At 71.5% G+C, this 20,840-nt stretch carries 9 protein-coding genes; 5 read left to right on the forward strand and 4 right to left on the reverse strand.

The window, feature by feature from the left end; translation table 11 throughout:
* Positions 1–13 precede the first annotated feature (13 nt).
* The 3 genes from ABZX85_RS33280 to ABZX85_RS33290 are packed head-to-tail and all read right to left on the reverse strand — an operon-like array spanning position 14 to position 7,664.
* Complete coding sequence (locus ABZX85_RS33280; protein WP_355876941.1) at positions 14–4,456, reverse strand: TIGR02680 family protein; 4,443 nt, start codon at positions 4,454–4,456, stop codon at positions 14–16.
* Positions 4,453–5,874, reverse strand: coding sequence for a TIGR02678 family protein (locus tag ABZX85_RS33285; protein ID WP_355876944.1), 1,422 nt, complete (start codon positions 5,872–5,874; stop codon positions 4,453–4,455). The genes ABZX85_RS33280 and ABZX85_RS33285 overlap by 4 nt, the downstream gene beginning before the upstream one ends.
* On the reverse strand, positions 5,874–7,664 hold the full coding sequence (locus tag ABZX85_RS33290) for a TIGR02677 family protein (protein ID WP_355876947.1): 1,791 nt from the start codon (positions 7,662–7,664) through the stop codon (positions 5,874–5,876). The genes ABZX85_RS33285 and ABZX85_RS33290 overlap by 1 nt, the downstream gene beginning before the upstream one ends.
* 133 nt (positions 7,665–7,797) lie before the next feature.
* Here ABZX85_RS33290 and ABZX85_RS33295 point away from each other — a divergent pair, with 133 nt between their 5' ends.
* Positions 7,798–9,789 (forward strand): N-6 DNA methylase, encoded by a 1,992-nt coding sequence (locus ABZX85_RS33295; RefSeq protein WP_355876950.1) that lies wholly within the window; start codon positions 7,798–7,800, stop codon positions 9,787–9,789.
* Between the two features lie 3 nt (positions 9,790–9,792).
* On the opposite strand, the gene ABZX85_RS33300 is transcribed toward ABZX85_RS33295, so the two are convergent.
* Complete coding sequence (locus tag ABZX85_RS33300) at positions 9,793–11,262, reverse strand: serine/threonine-protein kinase (RefSeq protein WP_355876953.1); 1,470 nt, start codon at positions 11,260–11,262, stop codon at positions 9,793–9,795.
* A gap of 145 nt (positions 11,263–11,407) precedes the next feature.
* Between ABZX85_RS33300 and ABZX85_RS33305 the strand changes: the two genes are divergently transcribed.
* Genes ABZX85_RS33305 through ABZX85_RS33320 form a run of 4 tightly spaced genes read left to right on the forward strand, consistent with a single transcriptional unit; the run spans position 11,408 to position 20,749 of the window.
* A complete protein-coding gene (locus ABZX85_RS33305) occupies positions 11,408–13,036 on the forward strand; it encodes a PD-(D/E)XK nuclease family protein (protein ID WP_355876955.1) in 1,629 nt (542 codons plus the stop codon).
* A complete protein-coding gene (locus ABZX85_RS33310; RefSeq protein WP_355876958.1) occupies positions 13,033–14,160 on the forward strand; it encodes a hypothetical protein in 1,128 nt (375 codons plus the stop codon). The genes ABZX85_RS33305 and ABZX85_RS33310 overlap by 4 nt, the downstream gene beginning before the upstream one ends.
* Positions 14,153–17,752: a hypothetical protein gene (locus ABZX85_RS33315; protein ID WP_355876961.1), complete on the forward strand. Its 3,600-nt coding sequence runs from the start codon at positions 14,153–14,155 to the stop codon at positions 17,750–17,752. The genes ABZX85_RS33310 and ABZX85_RS33315 overlap by 8 nt, the downstream gene beginning before the upstream one ends.
* A 30-nt stretch (positions 17,753–17,782) precedes the next feature.
* A complete protein-coding gene (locus tag ABZX85_RS33320; RefSeq protein ID WP_355876964.1) occupies positions 17,783–20,749 on the forward strand; it encodes a DUF3962 domain-containing protein in 2,967 nt (988 codons plus the stop codon).
* Positions 20,750–20,840: the final 91 nt, after the last annotated feature.

Below are 20,840 nucleotides of genomic sequence, written 5' to 3' on the forward strand. Positions count from 1 at the left end.
GGTGCATCGTCCGTCATACCGAAACCAGCCTCCTCCGCCGCCCGTTCCACGTGTAATGCAGCGTCGCCACCCCCCGCACATGCGGATCACGCAGGCACTCGTAGATGTGCAGCGACGGAACGTCGGGCCAATTCCCTATCAGGCGCTCGCTGGTGAGGACGAAGTCGAGGTCCAGGTCGACGAGGATACGGCCGAGGCGCGCGTGCGTCGGCTCGTCGACCTTCGCGAACGCGTCGTCGAGGAGGATCAGCCGGGGTGCGTACGGGGCCGACTCCGCGAGGCTCGTGAAGTGCGCCGCCGCTGCCGCGAAGAGGACCAGGTACGACAGGACGCGCTGCTCGCCCTGGCTCAGCCCCGTACGCCCGGACAGCTTGCGGCGCCCGGCCGGGGCCGCGTCGTTCACCACCCACGGGACGAACGTGAACCAGTCCCGGTAGTCCAGCGCGCCGCGCAGATGGGCCGCGTAACCCGCCGCCGGATCGGCGCGGCGGGCGTCCTCGATACGGCGCTGGAGGACGTCCCGCAGCCGCTCGGACTCCTCGGCGGTGCGCAGGGCGGCGGGGCTGCGCAGGAGGTCGACGGCCGCCTTGACGTCCGCCTCGACGCCCTCGGCGAGCTTCCAGTCGAGCGTGACGCCCAGGCCGTGCGACGTACGGACCGTGTCCAGCGTGGAGTTGAGGGCGGCGACGAGCGTGCCCGCCGCGAGGACCTGGGTGGCGAGGTGGTCGCCGAGTTCACCGGTCAGGAAGCGCTGGAAGACGTCGCGTTCGCGGTCGGTGAGGCGACCCCGCGCCGCGGTGGCCTCGGCGGCGATGCGCAGGCCGACACCGGCGACGTCGTGCGGACCGTTGTCGTCGACGAGGCGGCAGAGCTTGACGCCGTCGTACTCCTCGATCGTCGCGTCGTACCCGCCGGAGAGCTGGTCCCGCAGCGCGGTGTACTGCTTGTGGAACGTGTTGTCCGAGACGTCGCGGGTCTTGGCGTCCAGCCCGTCGCGCACCGTGTCGACCAGCAGGCGCAGCACCTTGACGCGTTCCCTGGGCTCGGCGTGCACCGGGTCCGGCAGCCGCGTCCGGTCCGCGCCCTCGGCCAGCCCGGCGCCCTCCAGCACGCCGGGCAACGACAGCGTCGTACGCAGCCGCCGCCCGCTGGTCAGTACCTTCTCCTCCTGCTCGGCCAGCGATCTGTGCCGTTCGACCGCCGTCTCCTCCGCGCGCACCCGTTCGTCGTGCACGTCCGCCAAGTCTCCTCGGGCGCGTGGGAGTTGGCGCTGTACGTCGGCCAGGCGGCGCTGTCCGTCGGCCTCGCGGGCGAGGATCTCCTGCTCCGTCGCGCCGAGGGCCTCCTCCAGGGTGCGGACCGTGCGGCGGGCCGCCGCGAGGAGGTTCAGCGAGTCGGCGTAGTCCGAATCGGCGTCCTCGCGGGCGGACTTGGCGCTCTCGTAGTCGGCCCGGCTGCCGCGCTGGGCCTCCGCCGTCGCCGTGAGCGTACGTATCCGCGCGCGCAGCAGGTCGGTTCCCCGGCCCAGGCGGTCGAGGGCGAGGCGGACCGTGTCGAGGGCGGCGGGCTCCGCCGGGAGGCCGTGCGCGCTCGCCGTCGCCTCGGCCTCCCGCCGGACGGCGACCGCGCGCGCCCGCGCCTCGTCCGCCTTCCGGGCCGCCGCCGACACCTGCCGGGCCAGCGCCTCGGCCGTCCGCCCGGCCTCCTCGGTACGCGCCCAGGCCGCCGTCAGCCCACGAGGCGAGGGCGGGCGACGGAGCGTGTCGTCGACGCGGTCACGCCGCTCACGCTCCTCACCCAACTCCCGCTCCCTATCCGCCAACTCCCCCCGCACAGAGGTGATTCGGGCCGCCAGCTCGGCCAGCGCCCGCCGCCGGGTCTCCGCCCGGACCTCCGCGCCGACGTACTCGGCGGCGGGCTTGGCGTGCCGGCCGTGGGCTATGCCGAGGCGCCAGGAGCCGTCGGTGCCGATGACGGTGTGGGCGGCGACATGCGCGCCGCCCGGCGACGCACTCGCCGGTACGCCGTCCGTGGCGGCCGTCGACACACCGTCCGTGGCGGCCGTCGGCACGCCTGCCGTAGCGGCTGTCGGCACGCCTGCCGTGATCCCGGTCGGCACACCGTCCGTCGGCACACCTGCCGGTACCCCGTCCGTGGCTGCCGTCCGCACAGCCGCCGCGATCCCGGTCGGCACACCGCCCGTGGCGCCACCCGCCGGTACCCCCGCCAGCGCCACAGCCGCCAGCACCCGGCTCACCCGTTCCGCCGTCACCCCGCTCTCCGCCGCCGCGACCGGGCGCAGTACCCGGCTCAGCGACGGGCCGGGGACCGGGGGGCCGGGGGTCAGGAGGGTGTCCCGGGTGGTGGGGTCGAGGACGGTGCCGTCCGCGCGGACCCACGCGTCGAGCAGGCCGCTCGCCTCCAACGCCGCCTCCAGACCGGCCCGTTCGCCCGCCGTCAGGCCGTCCGCGAAGTCCACCAGCCGGTAGAGCGGCGCGCCGGTGCCGGGCGGGCGCGCGGCGGTGCGATGCGGCGGGGGCGGCGGCTCGGGATCGGTACGACGCTCCCACTCCGCGTGTTCGCGGCGGAGCCGGTCGTGGGTGCCGGCCAGCTCCCGGACGGTGACCGCCAGCGCGAGCTGCCGCCCGCCCGCCTCCGCCAGCCAGGGGGCGACGGCGGCCCGCACCGCCTCGGCCACCTCCTCGGGAACCTGCGCCGACAACGGCCCGTCCGCCGGGTCATGGGCGGGTACGACGTCCAGGGGGACACCGGTGAGGGCGCGCAGCCGCTCGGTCCAGGCCCCCGCCCCGGCGGCGTACGCCTCCGACTCCCGGGCCGTCTCCGCGCGCCGCAGCTCGACCCGGCCCCGGGCGTCCTCCGCCTGCGCCTCCAGTTGTTCGCGGGCGGCGTCCGCGTCGTGCGCCTCCTGGCGGGCCCGGTCGGCTCGCCGGACGAGGCCGGTCAGTTCGGTGACCGTCCGGGACCGGTTCCTGATCACCGGGCGTACGGCGTCGAGCCGAGCGTCCCAGGCGGCCAGCGCCGCCGCGCACGCGTCGGTGTCGACGGCCGTGACCGCGTCGTGCCGGACGAGGTGCAAGTCGCCGTCCGGGGAGGTCAGTTGGGCCGTCTCGGCAGGGGTGAGGGGTACGACCGGGAGGGCGAAGGGGTCGCCCAGGTGGACGGGGTCGAGGCCCGCACGCTCCGCCTCCGTCACCGACTCGCCGTGCGCCGTGCTCAGTTCGACGAGCCCCTCACCGAACTGCCGTGCCTCCGCGCCCAGTCGGCGTCCCGCGGCATCCTCGTTGCGGTGGGTCTCGCGCAGCGACTTGAAGGCGGTGACGGCCGTGCCGTGCAGCGCCTTGACCGTGGTCCGGCGCTCGCCCAGCTCCTGGAGGCTGCGGTAACCGGTGCTCGCCCGCAGCGCCGCGAGGTCCGTCTCGATGCCCGCCCTCTCGTCGTCCAACGCATCGACGCGCGCCGCCAGTTCGTCCTCCTGGCCCCGGAGCGCCTCCACCTTCCTGGCAGCGTCCCCGGCGGCCTTGCGGTGCTCCACGAGACCGCCCAGCTCGGTGGCCGCGTCCTCGGAACGCCCGCGCAGCACGCCGTGCAGATAGCCTCGGTAGCCCGTCAGGAACGTGCGCAGCGCCAGGTCCGTCCGTTCGAGTCGGCCCAGGTCGGCCCGTACGGTGTCGAGGTCGTCGAGGTTGCGGGCGACCTTCTCCACGACCTCGTCGTCCAGGGCGGGGAGGGTCTCGGCGAGGACGGAGACCAGGCCGCCGGAGTCGATGCGGTCGCCGATCGTGGGGCGGCGCAGGCGGTGCAGGAGGTGGAGGAGGTTGCGGTAGCGGGCGGTGTCGGTCAGGCCGAACAGGTCGCGGGCGACTCGGGCTCGGTGTTCGACGGCCCGGTCGGTGATGTTGTCCGGGCCGACGGCCGTTCTGAGCTGGTCGAGGGGGAGGGGCTGGCCGGCGGGGGCGAGGTGGAGGTCGTGGCCCACTCGGCGGGTGGTGACGAAGAAGTACGGCTTCGCCGTGTTGGTGGAGCGGGAGGCGCGGATGGCTGCGCCGAGGGTGAGGTGGGGGGCGGGGCCGGGGGCGTCGGTGTTGTGGCCGTCGGCGCCGGGAGCATCGGTGTCGGGAGCATCGGTGTCGGGAGCATCGGTTCGTGCGAACTCCAGCCACAAGTAGCCGAGGCGGTTGGTCTGTTCGAAGCCGTCGAGCATCAGCCAGAGGAGGGTGGTGCGGCCGGTTCCGGTGGCGTCGAGGGCTCGGGCGTCGCCGTCCAGGAGGTACGGGAGCAGCATTTCCAGGGCCTTGGACTTGCCCGCGCCGTTCTTGCCGCGCAGGAGGAGGCGGCCCTCGCCGAAGGTGAACTCCTGCTCGTCGTACTGCCAGACGTTGCGGATGCCGGCGCGGTGGAGGCGGTAGCGGTGCTGGCGGTCCGGGCCGGGGGTCATGCGGGGGGCTCCTGGGGGGTGTTGAGGGGGGTGGCGCTGTGGGGAGTGTCGGCGCGGCGAGGAGTGGGGATCGCGGAGGGTTCGGGAGGCCGGTGCGGCTCAGTGGGCCGGTGCGGCTCGGGGGATCGGCGGGGTTTCACCGCGACCGTCGTGGCGTACCGGGCCGCCGCCGCGAGCAGTACCCAGGCGGCCGGGCCGTCGGCGCTGCCGCGCGCCTCGGCGACGGACGTGACGACGCGGCCGTCCGCCGTCGTCGCCTCGTACCCCTCGGGCAGGCCGTGGCCGGCGGCGCGGACGGGACCGGCCGGGGCGATCAGCCGCATGCGGGTGAGGTGGTCGAGGACGGCCGCGAGGAAACCGTCGCGGTCGTCCAGCAGCCCCCGCTGCCAGTTGGCGCGTCTGCCGTACTCCTCGACGAGTTCGTCGAGCAGGACGGCCGGCAGCTCAGGCGGGATCGGTACGCCGATGACGAGCCGCCCGCCGACCGCCGGATGCCCTGGGCTGTCGGGACGCAGCCGGTCCACGAGCCGTACCACCAGCAGCAACGCGGCCTGGGCGACCGTACCCGTACCGGGGAGGTGGAGGTCGGTGAGGTCGGTCTCCGGGTCGATCAGGGCGATCCCCTCGGCCCGGATCTCCGCCTCCAGCCCGAGGAGTTCGGAGAACGCCTGCGACTCGCGCCGCTGCCGCGTGCGCAGCCACTCGCGCTCGGCGTCCGTGAGGTCGTCGAGGTGGACGACGGGGGTCTCGACGAGGCGCCGGCGGACGTACGTACGGGGACCGCCGAAGCCGGGGTCGGCGGCGCGTCGTACCAGGTCGGCGCCGTCCCGGCTCTGCGCGAGCGGGCCCGCGACGACGGCCCGCGCGATCTCCCGGTCCACGGTCAGCAGCGCCTCGCCGCCCTCCTCCTCGGCGACCGCCGAGACGTGGCCCTCGGTCTCGGCCAGCACCCCCCAGTCGACGAGTTGCCGCAGGGCCGCCGCGAGGGTCCGGCGCTCGGACTGCCGTCCGCTGTCGGTCAGTTCGAGGCCGGCGTCCACCGCCGCTGCCTTCAGGTCGCCGACGAGTTGCGAGAGCAGGAGCTGTTCCGGGGCGGTGACGAGGACGGAGAGGGCGAGCGTCAGATACGCGTACGTCCGCGGCGTGAACGGGGTGCCGGTCGACGGGCGTTCGAGGCGGTGGCCGGCGGCGGGGCCCAGGCCGGCCTTGAACAGGCGGGCGTAGCCGGCCTCCACGAGAAGGCGGTAGCCGAAGACCTGCTGGAAACGCTGGGCGAGCCAGTCGGCGTGCTTGCGGACCAGGGGGAAGGTGTCCCGGTGGGGGCCGGTGCTGGTGATCAGGGGGTGGGCGAGGAGGAGCCGGGCGGCGGCTCGGCGCTCGGCTGCGAGGGCGACGTCGTGGGTGGAGGGGAGGGGCATCAGGCGGGGGCCTCGGTGGGGAGGGGGGTGTGGATGAGGGCGTTCGGGTCGCTGGGGGCGGGGACGGGGGCTGGCGCGCGGACGAGGGCATCCGGGTTGCTGGGGACGGGAGCGAGGGTGGGGGCGGCGGCGTTCGGGTCCGCTGGGAGGTTCCGGGCCGTGGGTGTGGCCGCTTCCGGCGGCGCGGGCCATGCCGCCTCCCCGGACGTCCCCTCCCCCGGCGCCGCGTCTCCCGACGTCCCCTCCCCCGGCGCGTCCAGCCTCTCCACCGTCAGCGTCAGGTCGTCCGCCGTCAGGTCGCCGTCGACCGACCGGAGGACCGTGTGGCGGCCGGGCGTGCGCCACGCCGTCAGGCGGATGCCGAGGTCCGCGTCGCTCGCCCGCGCGCCGTCGAGGTCGAAGCCGGTCGCCGAGCGGTGCGGGCGGGCCTGTCCCAGCGCGGTCGTGAGGAGTTCGAGCAGCAGCCGCATGGCGGGCGCGCTGAGCCGCACCTGCCCGAAGTGCCCGGAGGCGCTGCGGAGTTCGTCGGCGGCGGCACGCCGGGCCGACGCCTCCTCCCGCGCCTGCTCCAGGAGCCGGCGCTTCTGCTCGGTGTGGTCCTCGGCCGCCGCGGACCGCCCGCGCGGCGCCCTGCTGCCACGCTCGCGCAGCGCGACCGGTACGTCGACGACGGGCCCGGTCCACCAGCTGACGTACGCGGGAACCGTCCCGTCCGGGTCCGGCGCCACGCCGAGATGCCGCGCGCCGTACAGCCCGAAGGCGGCTACGGCGATGTCGTGCGCCTCCTCCGGTTCGGCCGCGTCGAACCAGGCGGCGAGCCGGAGCAGGTCCTTGCGGCGCGACATCTCGCCGGAGGCGGAGCGCAGCATCCGCTTGGCGTTGGCCAGCAGCGACTGGAGCGCCCGCAGCGTGGCGTCCCGCAACTGGTCGACCTGGCTGCCGTGGCCCAGACCGGCGCTGTCGGTGAACCAGTCGCGCAGCCCCTCCCAGTCGGCCAGGTCCCGGCCCCGGCTGCGCTGCACCCGGGTCTCGGGCAGCGCCTCGGCCAGGGCCCCGATACCGGTCGCGTGCGCGTCGACCCGGGTGAGGAGGGCGGGGAGATGCGGCCAGAGGGCGGTGAGGTGCGCGGCGATGCGGGGCGCGCGCAGCGAGACGTCCTCGGTGATCGCCTCGACGTAGTCGAGCAGCAGTTCCTTGAAGCCCTGGTACTCGGCGCCGTCCAGGTCGTACCGCGCGAGGACCTGGCCCAGGTAGGCGTAGAAGTCCCTTACGGATTCGGCGAATTCGGCGAACTGGACGAAGAGCGTGCTGATCCGCTCCCACGCCTGCTGCGGGTCGGCGCCGCCGGGCGCGGAGGCGAGGGCGACGATCTCGCCGAGCCCCCGGTCGACGAGGGCGAGCAGCTCACTGCTGACCTCCCGCGCGGCGTCCGCCCCCGCCAGCACCTCGTCCGCGTCGCGCTGGACCCGCTCGCCGAGTTTGGAGAGCTGGTAACGGGAGCGGGAGCGCTGGTAGTCGGCGATGCTGGTCGCCCGCACCGCGTGCGTACTGCGGAGGAGGTTCCCCCAGGCCGCCAGCTTCTCCAGGCGGGCGGCCAGCGTCTCGGCGCTCAGCTTCCCGGCGCCCGTCTCGCGCTCCAGCTTCGCGAGGACGTCGGGCACCGCGAGATCCGCGAGCAGCGTGCCGCAGAACACCCTCATCACCGCTATGTACTCCAGGCGTTCGGGCGCCGTGAGGTAGGCGTACACACTGAGCCGCTCCCCCACTTGCCACGATTCGTTCCCCTCCATGTCACAGAGGGTACGGACCGCCACTGACAACGCGCCGCCGATCTTCACAGGACGCCTCGAACCGAATACCCGACGCATACGTAAACTCAGTCAAGCAAAGCATGGCAGAACAGCTGGAAGTGCGGAGGAGACCATGTCAGGGAGTGCGGGGACACCCCCGGTTCTCGTCACCTTGGCGGAGATCGCACGTATCGCGGGGGTCGGACGGGCCGCTGTGAGCAACTGGCGCCGACGGCACGAGAACTTCCCGGCCCCGGTCGGCGGCACCGACACGTATCCGCAGTTCTCCCTGCACGAGGTCGAGGTCTGGCTCCAGCAGGAGAACAAGTTCAAGACACCTGTCCATCCTCTCGACCGGCTCTGGCCCGAGTACGAGGCGCTGGGCGAGCGGAATGCGGCGGGGTCGCTGGTGGCGGAGGTGGGGCTGCTGCTGAGCGGGGGCGGGACAATCCGCCCCACAGGTGGGAAAGCCTCGGACCGGCATCGGTCCGACCTCCTGAAACGAACTCTGGCAGTGGCCGATCCCGACGACGGCCGAGCCACCTTCCTCCTGCTCCTGGAGCGCTGGCTCCGTACCCACGTACGGCAGATCACCGCGACGTCCACGCATCTCGCCGAGCTGATGCTGAGCATCGCGGACCTGGAACACCCCGAACCGGTCTTCACCGTCCTGGACCCGGCGTGTGGTACCGGAACACTGCTGGCCGCCGCAGGCCGGCGGTGGGGCGCGGGCCTGCGTCTGCTGGGCCAGGACAACGACGCCACCCTGACCCGGCTGGCCGAGGCCCGGCTCGCCGTCGACGGTCTGCCGAACGTCTCTCTGTGCACAGGAGACACGTTGCGGGCCGACGCTCATCCGGCGGCGGACGCCGATGTCGTCCTGTGCGATGCGCCGTCGAACGACCGGGACTGGGGCCATGCCGAACTCGCCACGGACCCGCGCTGGGTGTACGGCCAACCGCCGCGCACGGAGCCGGAGCTCGCCTGGGTGCAGCACGTGGTGGCGTCCCTCGCTCCGGGCGGCGTGGCGGTGATGGTCCTGCCCCCGGCAATCGCGGCTCGACGCGCGGGCCGACGTATCCGGTCCGGCCTGCTGCGCGCCGGTCTACTCCGCGCCTTGATCGCTCTTCCGCCGGGCGCCGCTCCCCCCTACGGCGTCGGGTTGCACGTGTGGGTCCTGCACGCGAAGGGCGCAGATACGCGGGGGGAGGAGGAACCCCGCGCCGAGCTGACGCTGGTGGATACCGCACAGCACAGTACGGAGAAGGCAGGCATCGACTGGCCGGCAGTGACAGCCCAGGTGACAAGCGCCCTCTCCGGTGAAGGAACACGGGGCAGTGTCTCCGTACCCGTGATCGATCTGCTGGACGAACAGGTGGATCTGACACCGGCCCGTCACGTCCCGAGAACCCGGACAGCGACTATCGTCGATCTCCGGCGTCTGTGGGCCCGGTTCGACGGCCACATGAGCGAAGTACGGGACACCACTGCCGTCCTCGCGCGGCTGCGTCCCACCGGTGATGACGAACCCACCTCCCTCATCAGCCTCGGCGAGCTGGAGCGGGCAGGCGCGGTGGAGATCCGGTCCGGGCAGACACTGCCGGACGAGCTGGTCCGGCAGGGAGAACCTCAGGAGGACGACACACGTGTCGTCATCGGCGCCCCTCTCTCCGGACAGGCACATCTGTGGTTGTCCTCGTCGGCCGTCGCCCAAGGTGAACTGGACGGTTCCCTCACCGTCACCGCCTCGCAGGATGTGGTCGTGTCCGTGCTGGCCCGCGCCTTCGACGTACAGGTCGACGCCGACGCGCCGTCGGTGCTCGGACCTCAGCTGACCCTGCTCAGAGTGAAGCCGGATGTCCTCGACCCCTGGTTCCTCGCGGGCTGCCTGCGCTCACCGGCCAACGTCCAGCAGGCCGGCACCCACGCGTCGACCACGTCGCGCGTCGACGTACGGCGGCTCCAGGTCCCACGGCTCGCGCTGGCCGAGCAGCAACTGTACGGGGAGGTCCATCGGCGGGTCAGTGCCTTCGAACGGGAAATGCGGGAGATGCGGACGGTGGGTGCGGAGCTCAGCCGTTCCCTGGGAGACCTGCTGGCCACGGGGCAGTTGCCCCGCATCTGACCGCTACGGTTCGGGCAACTGATCCAGGTAGGCCGCGACTTCAGCGCGGTAGCCCTTCTCCGCCAGCTCCTCGCCCGCCTCGCGGCAGCGACGCGCCAACGGCTCCGGCATCGGCGGAGGCAGGGCGAGGGCTCCGCGTACCGCCGACCGCCAGCCGTTGAAGGCTCCGGGGTAGTCCCCTTCGCGCATCCGACAGACGGTGATGCCGAGTTCGGCTTCGAGGACGAGACGGTCCGGTGGATCTCCCTCGTCGGCCACCTCCTCGTACAGGACCTCGGCGTCCGCCGTCCGGCCTTCCAGAAGAGCGGCTTCGGCGCACACGAGCCGGGCCTCCAGCACGTCCTCCACGCGAGGTCCCCAGTCCTTGACCGCCTTGGGCAGCATGGCCAGAAGTTCGGCACACCGCACGCCCGGAGCATCCGCCAGTTCCGCGCGAGCCAGGACGATCCGGCCGGCGAACTGCTTGTGACTGAGCCAGCCGCCGGGACGGCGGTGGGAACGCCGTAGCGCAGGAGGGGGCACGGCGGGGGTGCCGGCGCTTGCCAGCCGGTGACGCGTGGTCGGGTCCGGGTACATCTCCGGGTCGGGTGCGGGGTCGCCGGGTTTCGGCAGGAAGGGGCGCAGGACGTCCAGCACATCCCTCGCTGCACGAGGCCGGTGCACGACATCCTTGGCCAGCAGGTCCCAGACCAGGTCGTCGAGTTCCTGCGGGATGGCCGGGTTGATGGAGCGCAGGCGTGGCGGCAGGTCTTCGAGGTGCTGGATGCTCTTGTTGCGGTCCGGCTTCTCCTCGAACGGCTGCCGACCCGTGAGGAGTTCGAACAGGACACAGCCGAACGCGTACAGGTCGACGGCCTCGGAGAGGTTCCGCTCTCCTCGCAACTGCTCGGGGGCCATGTACCCGGAGCTGCCCGGGGTGGCGCCGAGTTCGGTGTACCGGGTCGCATCGGGGTCGGTGAGGTGGGCGATACCGAAGTCGATCACCTGGGCAGCTCCGTCGACGTTGGCCACCACCACGTTGTGCGGTTTCAGGTCCCGGTGCACCACACCATTGGAGTGAGCGTGCTCCATGGCCTCCGCGACATCGACGGCGATGCAGATCGCGGCGTCGAGAGGGAAAGGACGCCGCCGGTCCAGGAAGGCGCGCAGATCGTCCCCGTCGACGTACTCCATGACGAGATAGGGATCACCGTCCGGCAGGTGGCCGCGGTGCAGGAGCGGAGTAATCCGGGGGTGATCGAGATCTGCGAGGATCGCCCCCTCACGCTTGAACCGCTTCGTCAACTGGATCTCATACTGGGTGCGTTCATTTGCGCCCACCCGGCCGAGCGTGTAGTCGTCCAGGCGCAGCACCTTGACCGCGACCGTCCGCCCGGTCTCCACATCGGTGGCTTTCCAGAGCCTGCCCATGCCTCCTTTGCCGAACGGTTTCCTGACCAGATAGCGGCCGTCGAGGACATCCCCGGCTTCCACACTTCACCCCGCTCTCGATGACCTAGCGTCAGCCATACTGTAGCGGGTCACTCATCACACACGATCACTTCCTTGACTTAGTTCACAATGGTGCGCTTTCCTGGGGTCATCGACACTCTCGCCACCACGCCAGTAAGAGGTGCCCGTGTCACTCCAGCTCCCGCCGCCCCGGACCAGCGGCGACATCCGGCTCATCCGCACTTCCCTCCCCCTGCTCCGCGAGGACCCGCAGGACTGCCCCCGCGGTAACGCCCTCCGCGCTCGACCGTTCGTCCGGCAGTCCGGGGAGCGCTCGCGGCGCAAGCCTGTCGAGGACTTCGCGCTCGGCCCGGTCATGAGCGTCCTGGACTCGGTCGAACACGAAGGGGTGAACCTGGAGGACGCACTGGTGCGGCTGCGGAGAAACAACAAGTACCACGCAGGCCACGCGAGTTGGGCGGAAACGGCAATTCGCCGTTATCTGAGGGCCCGCGAGGAACAAGAGACGCTCCGGCGTACGCTGGGGCGCCCGGCCACCTTGCCCGTGCGCGCCCAGTGGACCGCCATCACCCGGAACGACATTCCGGACGCCCGGGGCGCGACCCGCTACGAACGCACCGCCTGGGGCAGGCGATACGCCTGCGCCGACGGAGCAGAGCGCGAACTGTGGCTGCTGTCGGTCAACTCGGTCAAGGAAGACCGTCCGGACGCCGAACTCGCGGAGGCGGCTGCGGTCGCGCTGAAGGGTGTTCCCTCCCACTCGGCGTTCGGCGACATCTTCCGCGAGTCCGAGGGCGGCACCGTCCGCCCGGACCGCGTCCGTGTCATCGGCGTGGGCTGCGGCCACGGCGACCACGACGTGCTCGCCGACTGGTACGCCGAGGAGATCGAACGGCGTTTCACCGAGCACGCCAAGTCAGTGTTGAGCCGAGTGGTGGAGGGCGACCGGCTCAACCCGGGCTCCAGCTGTGTACGGTGCGAGGGCCTGACCGGCTGTGAACTGCCCGCGCGGGCCCCCGGCGTCCTGGGTGTCCCCGGACCGCGCCGTCCCCGGGCCCGCAGATCTCTCTCCGCGACGGACCTGCGCACCCACGCGACCTGCCCGGCGCAGTTCCACCTCACCCGTGTGCTGCACCTGAGGTCCGGCGCCCCGGAAAGCGAGCCGATCCGCCGGGGACGCGCGGTCGATCACTGGCTGAATGTCCAGCACGCGGAGGGAAGTTGCGTCTCGTCTCCCCTGCCGGACACACTTCCCGGCCTCTCCACCGCCGAGTTGCCCACGGCGCTCACGATGCTCTCCGCACATCAGCGGGACTGCCCGCTCGACGGGCTTCCGGACACGGAGCAGGTGCGGGTGCAGCCGCGTCTGTCGCTGTACGACCCCCAGCTCGACATCGTCCTCGTCGCCGATCCCGATCTGCTGTACACCTCGTCCGGCGGCTGGATCTGGCGCGAGACGAAGACGGCCGCGAAACCCCCTTGGGAGGGCCGGGAGCTGATGGAGACGTATCCGCAGCTCGCCTTCGCCGCGCTGATGATGGCCGCGGGGGTGCCCGGGGGTGATCCACGCCGGTCGCGGGTCGAGCTGGAGGTCCTGTTCGGGAACCGATCCCGGTGCGAGGAGGTCGACCCAGGCGACCCGGGCACCCTGGCCGAGGCCCGCCGCATCATCGCGGGCCTCGCCGAGAAGTGGGCGGTCGACGAGACCTACGCCCCCGACCCCGGTGACGCCTGTTCCGGCTGTGACGTACTGGCTCACTGCTCGGCCGGCCGCGGGCACCTGGAGAACCGGTGATCGCGGGCGACTGGTCCGCGCACCGCGGCATCCCTCTGATGCGCACGCTGGCCACCGCGCTCACGATCCTGGAGGAGGCCACCGGCCCGGACGCCCACCTCCTGCCCTATCACCCCGAAGTGCAGCGCGCGCTCGACCGGACGGTGCTCGCCTGTCTGGAGCGCGGAGCCGAACCTCCGGGAAGCCTTCCGGAACTGGTCGAGTGGTGCCGGGAACGCCCCGTGGCGGACTGGCCGGTGGACCTGCCGGACGAGGCCGTCGGCCCCGATGACCTCCTGCTCGATCCGGTCTCGTCCCGCCCCACCGAACTGTGCCACGAGTGGGCGGAGCAGTTCCCGGACAGCGCGACCAGACTCTACGACCGCGAGATCATCGGCACCGCGCTCCGGCTGTGCCGCCAGCACGGCGAGGAGGACTCCTACACCGAGTTCCGCCGTCTCCTCGTCACCCGGCCCCTGCTCACCGCCGCGGACGAGTGGGCCGTCTCGACGGACCACGTGCTCGACCCGGTGAAGGACCTCCTCGGCCTGATCTACCACCCTGTCCCCGACAGCTACCTCCGTAACGACGCCTACACGACCTGCGACCGCTGCCGCACCCTCCTCACCCCTCTCCAGGACGGCGGTTGGTGGTGCGAACGGGACCGTTGCCGACGGCGGGGGCAACCGCCGGCGGGCCGCCGCCTCCCTCTCGAGGAGACAGGCCGACTGCTCCAACTGGACCGTCCGCTACGTCAGTTCGTGACGGGCCCCGGCCAGGCGGAGGTGTCCCTGGAGGAACAACTCGTCGCCCTCGGCCTGACGGTACGAATGTGGCCCGCCTACGACGCATACGACATCCACATCACGTTCCCCGACGGTCACGCGTGGGCCGTCGACGTGAAGGACTGGGCCCATCCGGCTTTCCTCGGCCGGTCCGCTCGCCCGGTACGGCGCGAGCCCCCGTACGACGAAGCCTTCTGGGTGGTACCGCAGGACCGGGTCGACGACCGGCCTGGCTACATCGCCACCTACGAGCGCAACCGTCCGGCCGACGCCGATCACCCCCTGCTCACCGACACCCGACTGATCGCCCGCGCGAGGCACCGTCTCGCGCCCGGCGGGAAGAAGACCGACGATGCGTGACCGCGACAGCTGGCACAAGCCCGTCACCGGCGAACTGACCCGCCTGTGGGACGAAGTGCCGTCCGAACTGGGCAGAGTGAAGCCGAGCCTGCTCTGCCAGGTGGAGCTGGCTCTGGTCGTCATGGAACGCATCGCCCCCGACGAGCCTGCCGCTGGTGCCTACACCCTGTTCGGCGGCTACGAGTTCGCCCGTGCCCGTGGCCATGTCACCACCTCCGAACAGGAGGTGACACTCACCGCGAGCCGCCATCTGCTGTGGCACCTGCGCAGGCGCCGCACCTGGCAGCTTGCGCTGGAGACCTACCAGGCCCTTCCGGACCGGTTCCGTGCCTTCGACATCCCCTCGCCCGGTGTGCCTGCCCGGCGGCGTGAGCCGTCGGTCGCCTCCGACCGCTTCGCCGTCTACGACGCCGCCCTCACCGCGCTGCCCCCGATCGCCCGTAAACCCCTCCCCCTCGCCCCGGCGGGCCGCGCCACCTTCGTCGGCCACCGGCGCCCCACTTCGGTCACCCTTCCCGAGTGGCTGCAACCCCAGCCGAGCCCAGGACACGAGCCGGAGGCAGGCCGGCCCGGGACCGGCGTGCCCCTCACCGTCAGCCGCGCCCACCTCGTGGAGACCGCTCGCTGGATGGACGCGACGGAACGGGAGAACGAGGTCCAGCACCCCGGCCACTGGGAGGACCGACTCGCCGAACTGCACATCCTGCCGCGTGACCCCGACGGACTCGGGTTCTCGGCGGAAGGCGATCTACGGCTCGACGGCCTGTTGCATCTCGCGGGCATGGTGGGCGCCGGAAAATCCACCCTGATGACTCTGCTCGCCGTCTGGGGGGCCCGGCAGAGTCCTCAGTTGCGCACCACCCTCGTCGTGGGTGACGTCGCGGAACAGCTCCGGCTCACGTCGCTGTTCCGTGGCCTCGGGCTGGCCGCCACCCCTGTGCTCGGCCTGACGACCCGGGAGACACACGTTCAACGGCTGCACCGCCGTGATGCCTCCCGCGGAAAACCCAACCTCCTCGACCACGACGATCTGGGCTTCGACCACCTGAGTACGGTCTGTGTGGTCGACGCGCTGCGCGGCACCGAAGCCGGCGAACCGCTGCGCTTCGCGGACGCTCCGTGCACCTCGCTCCACCCGGAGAAGAAGACGAAGCAGGACGAGGGACAGGACAACGCTCTCCCTGAACCGTACAAGCCCGGGCGGCGCCGCTCAGGAGCCGTCGACACCAGCACACCGGACATCAAGGGCACCCCTCACGGCTGCCCCGCCTGGTACGTCTGTCCGCGTCACCGCGGCGCCCGCGAACTCGTCGACTCGGTGATCTGGGTCGCCAACCCGTCCAGCCTCGTGCAGTCCGCCGTACCTCGGCACCTGGGCGACGAACGGCTACGCCACCTCGAACTCGCCTGTCTGCGCAGCGACATCGTCGTCGTGGACGAGGCCGACTCGGTGCAGATGAGGCTCGACGAGATCTTCGCGCCGTCGGCGACCCTCGTCCGCCCCGACCTGGACTCCTGGCTCGACCAGGTACAGACGCACCGAGTCGAGGAGATCTCCCGGCAGGGCCGGCTGCCACTGACCGACAAAGAGATCGAGCGCTGGTCCACCTCGCTCAACGTGGTCCACGCCTCGGTGGACCGCCTCTACGAGCGTCTCATCTCCGAGTTGGACCTGCGCGAGTGGGTCGACATCGAGTACTTCAGTCCGTGGACCCTCCAGGAGAAGCTGATGCGCTCCTGGTTCGAGGACCCCGCCTCGGACGCCCCTGACGGTGTGGCCGACGAGTCCGAGCTCTACGAGGCGTACGAGGACGACGCACCCGCGCCCGAATCGCCGGGCCCGGACCAGAACTCCCGCCGGGCCGACCTGACCGACCGCTTCGACGACTTCCGCGACGACCCCCTCGGCGGCCACGGCCCCTACGGGAACGTCACCGACGACCTGGTACGCCTCACCCAAGATCTGCTCAACACTCTGTCCCCCACCGCGACCCGGGAACGCGTCCTGGCAGTCCTGCGGCTTCTGCTCTCCGACACCCCTGTGGCCGGACAGGCCGAAGACCCGAAGTGGCTGGACGAGACCGCCCAGCGCCTGGAGTTCATGCTGCTCCTCAGCGCCCTCGACCAGCGTCTGGAGCAGTTGGTCTACCTGTGGCCGCAGGTAGAGGCGGCCCTGCGGCTCGACTCGACCGGGAACGAGTTCTCCCGCCGTCCACCGCTCGACTACGCCCCGCTGATCCCCGAGGCCCCGATGGGCAACGTCCTTGGGTTCCAATACCTGCCCGACGAGCAGGAGCGCAACGCCGACGGGCAGCACAGCGGCACCCTGCGCTTCTTCCGATGCGCCGGTGTGGGCCGCGAACTCCTGCTCGCACTCCCCGAAATAGGGGCTGACCCGGGCCGCGGCCGGCGTGGACCGCACGTGATCCTCATGTCCGGCACCAGCTGGGCCGGCACCTCCACCCGAGCACACCTCGTCGCTCCCGTCGGCGCGGTGCTCACGCCGTCGCACCGGTCGCTGGAGGCGGTAAGCCGATCGGAGTTCGCCACCCGCTTCCTGTACGACGACGAAGGCCGCCCACTGAGCCTGTCGGGTACAAAGCCGAAGGCCCGGCCTGCCGCGTGTAAGGCCATGGTCAAGCGGCTGGGCCAGAAAGGGCTGGGAGGCGCTCCCAGCCCGCTGGAGGAGGAACTGGCCAAAGTGACGGACCCTCGCCGGAGACGGGCGATCCTCCTGGTCGGCAGCTACAAGGAGGCGGCCCTCGCGGCGGACACGCTGCACGAGATGGCACGCTGGCACGGCCGGGTCCGGGTCCTGGCCTCCGACGACACCGACCTCGACCAGGCGGTCCTCGGCTCCGAACCTTCCAGGACGGAGGAGGAACGGGCCACCGCTCTGCACAGGGGTGATCTCGCCACGTTCGCCCAGGACCCGGAGGCAGAGATCCTGGTGGCTCCGCTGATGGCCGTGGAACGCGGCCACAACATCCTCAACTCCCAGCGCAACGCCGCCTTCGGCACTGCTCTCTTCCTGGCCAGGCCGCATCCGCGTCCCGACGACCTCACCCTCTCGGTGTTCGCGATCAACAACTGGGCGACCCGCTTCATCCGTGACGAACCCGGCCTGGCACAGGGCTCGTTCAGCAAACTGGCCATGACGGCACAGGCTCTGGACGACGCCGGACTCGCCCTCCGGCACCTGGCCCGCGGCGAGTGGCGACGACTGCTGTCACGGCGGTACATCTACTCCCGGCTGTCCTCGACGGAGAAGAAGTCGTTCGCCTGGGACCAGCTCGTGACGATCTGGCAGGTCATCGGGCGTCTGGTGCGTGGCGGTGTGCCCGCGCGGGTCGTGTTCGTCGACGCCCGGTTCGCACCACGCACGGCCGAGCTCCTGGCTCCGGGCGCCGGTCCGGCACCACTCCCCGACGAAGACGGCCTGCTCACCGGCCTGCGGGATGTCCTCGCCCCGTATTTCGCGGACGGTGCCCCTCCCGCTGACTGCCCCGACCCGGCCGACCCCGTGGTCGCCCGGTTGTTGTACGCGCCGTTGTTCAAGGCATTGCGCGCGATCACCCATCACACGGACTGACCGACCCCTCGCCTGCGGAAAGGCCCAGTCATGGCACGCCCCTACACTTCCATCCGCACCGCTGCCGCCGTCCCCGTCTCGGCGGATGCCTCCTTCGTCGAGCGGTACCGCGCACTGCCTTTCCCCGAGGAATGGACCGGTGCGCTGCTGGCCCTGTGCAACGCGGGCCGCGAGAAACCGCTGCAGACCGTTCCCACGTTCCGCATGGACCAGGTCGTCCAGGCTCTCGCACCCGACGTTCTGGTCCGGCCCCGCCCCAACCGGCACCGGGGTGACTGCACGGACTTCTGGCTGTACGCACCGGAGGACGTCCCTGATCCACTGCCCGACATGGCGTTGAAGGGCTTGTTGGGCGCCTGGCTGAAAGACCTGCGCCCCGAACCCGAGCATCGTTCGCTGCTCACCGAGACCCGGTCCGCGCTGCTGGAGAACCCTCCTGGGTGGCAGGAGGGTGTGACGGTGGAACTGCTGCGCCGGGAAGGGCCCACCGCCGGCGGTACGGCCGCGCCGGAACCGCGTCAGTTCCAACTGACCACGGACTGGCTGGCACGCCGGATTCTCGCTCTGGACCCCTACGACCACGGGACCGGCCGACTCCGGTTCCGGGCCATGCCGCGCGGCCCGCTCGACAGGGGCGCCGAGCTCGTGTCCCAGGCGCTGGAACACCCGGGGGACCGCGATTCACGGTCGTTCTATTCCGTCGTCCTCAACATCACGCTCCAGACCGTGCCCTTCGACCCGCTTCCACGCTTCCACGTGCACAGCCACATCCGCCGCTATGCGACCCGGGTGAGCGCCAAGACCGAGCGGCTGTATCTGCCCTTCGGCCGCCGGACCAGCGTGCTGCTACGCCCCCGGGTGCCGTGGCTGCCGGGGGCTCCGGCGAGCGACCGGTTCGCAGTGGCCCGGCTCGGGTGGAGCAAGGGCGGGTACGACTGGGTCGGTGGTGGCCCCGCCGGAATGCTGCGCGGCATGTCTCTCACCGAGTCGTTCCCTGACGCCGATGCCGTCCTGGCCGACCCGGAGGGCTGGCTGACGAGCGGCATGCGGGCGGCCGTCGTCCACAGCACGGCAATGGGCTCGCACGAGGTCGGCGCCGGTCTGATGACGGATCAGCGGTCGAGGATCGTCGAGTGGGCCCTCCAGGCTCTCCCCGGAGAGCTGAGGCCGGTGCCCGCGCTGGTGCGTACGAGGCTGGCCGCCAGCACCCCGGCCAATCCGCGCCGGGAGTCCTCGAAGGAGCCGGCAAAGACGGAGGAGGAGCATTCACGTGCCGAGGCCCGCCGAGGCGGTACGGCGCTCGCCCTGCGCGACCTGCTTCCTCTCCAGCCGCAGGGTGAACTGCCTGTGCTGGAAGCCCTGTTGCTGTGGCAGACGCCCGAGATGAGGGACACAGCGATCGGCACGCTGACCGCACACCTGGGCCTCAAGGGCGACGGCAACAGGCCGGCCGCTCCGGAGGCGTACGACGGCACAGTGTCCCTGGAGTGGCAGTCCCCGGAACTCACCGTGCGCCTGCGCTGCCACAGGCTGACACGCTCCCTCGGCCACGACCTGGCCCTGTCTGAAGGCACACGGCACTCTCGGGAGGCGGTCACTGCGGCGCTCTGGACGCGTCGCCGGGAAACGGCCGTCTTCCTGACGGAAAAGGGCTTCTCCTCGTCCGTCCCCACACTCGCGCTGGTGGAGATCGACCGGGCGAAGGACTTCACGTCCGCCGACCACGACGCGAAGTTCGCGCTGCGGCTGGGCTTCGCGGACGCCGGGGTACTGACCCAGTTCCTGGCCGTCCCCAAGAAGGCCAAGGGCTACAACAGCGAGAAGAACAAGGAGTTCCGCGCGGCCAAGGCCTGGGACGACGGACTGCGGCAACTGGGCGTACGTGTCCACCCCGAACACAGTCTGGGCGACCGGCTGCCCGAGAACATGCGGTACGCGGCGGTCTGGATGGTGCGCAGGAACCGGCGCAGTCGCACCCGGTGGGCCGGGCACGTACCGGTCGCGGTGCTGGTCACGCCGGTGCCGTCCGGCGAGGGGCTTGCCCGGGTGAAGGGCTGGGACGACGCGGAACGCGAATGGGTCCCATACCCGGTGATGCTGTTGCGGCTGACGAAACAGTCAGAAGTCCCCTCGGGCCCGGTGCCCGCGCCGCGGGACGGCGAGGTCCGGGCCCCGCGGCCCTCCTGGTGGACGGACATGAAGGAACAGCGACAGGCAACTGAGGAGTGGCTCCAGCGAGTCCGCCGTACACTGCGCGGCACACCGACCCTGTTGCTGGCACACGGGCAGAACATGCGCTCGCACTGGACATGGCTCCAGGACGGCAATGTGGTGGTGGACAAGCTGCGTGACGGCCACGCCCCCGCCCGTCGGCTCGACCCTGACCTGCGTCTGGTCAGGGTGCGTACGGCACGTGACCGAGAGACCGCTCAGTGGTGGGCGGTGAACCCGGACGGGGCCAACGGTCTGGCCGCTCATCTGTGGACGAATCCGGAGGAGAATCCGGAGTCGGCCCGGGTGTTCTGGTCCACGACTCCGAAGGCTCGCACCTTCAAGCTGTCCGTGGCCGCCGACAAGCTGGCACCGCGTGTCAACACCAAGGGCAACGTGACCATCGACACCGACAAGGCGGCCTGGAACCCGGGCCTGGTCGAATTGGCCGTCCTGGGATGCCATGTGTCAGACGGCGATGTGCCGGAGGCTCTCGCTCTGGCCGTGCACCAGCTCAGGCAGGCACCGGATCTACCGGACGCGCTGAGCCTGCCGTTGCCACTGCATCTGGCCGGGCTGGCTCAGGAGTACGTACTCCCGACGGTCGGCGAGGACGGAGAGGGAGAAGGCGACTCCGCGACCGACGCGGACCCTGACACGGCTGCTGCGCCGGGCATCGAGACGGCTCCCGAGCCTCTCGACGACGAGCCTGTGGAGCAGCGGGGCGGGGAGATCCCAGCCCCGTCGCGATCGACTGAGGAACGTCCGGCGGTCGAGCCTCGCTGACATGCCGATCGGGTCCGGGGCGCTTGCCACAGTTCCGGACCCGATCATTCTTCCCGGCCCACGGGCGTAAGCCGTTCGGCAGGCTTCATCG

Source organism: Streptomyces sp. NPDC004539 (genome assembly GCF_040610055.1).
In the GTDB taxonomy this organism is placed as follows: Bacteria; Actinomycetota; Actinomycetes; order Streptomycetales; family Streptomycetaceae; genus Streptomyces.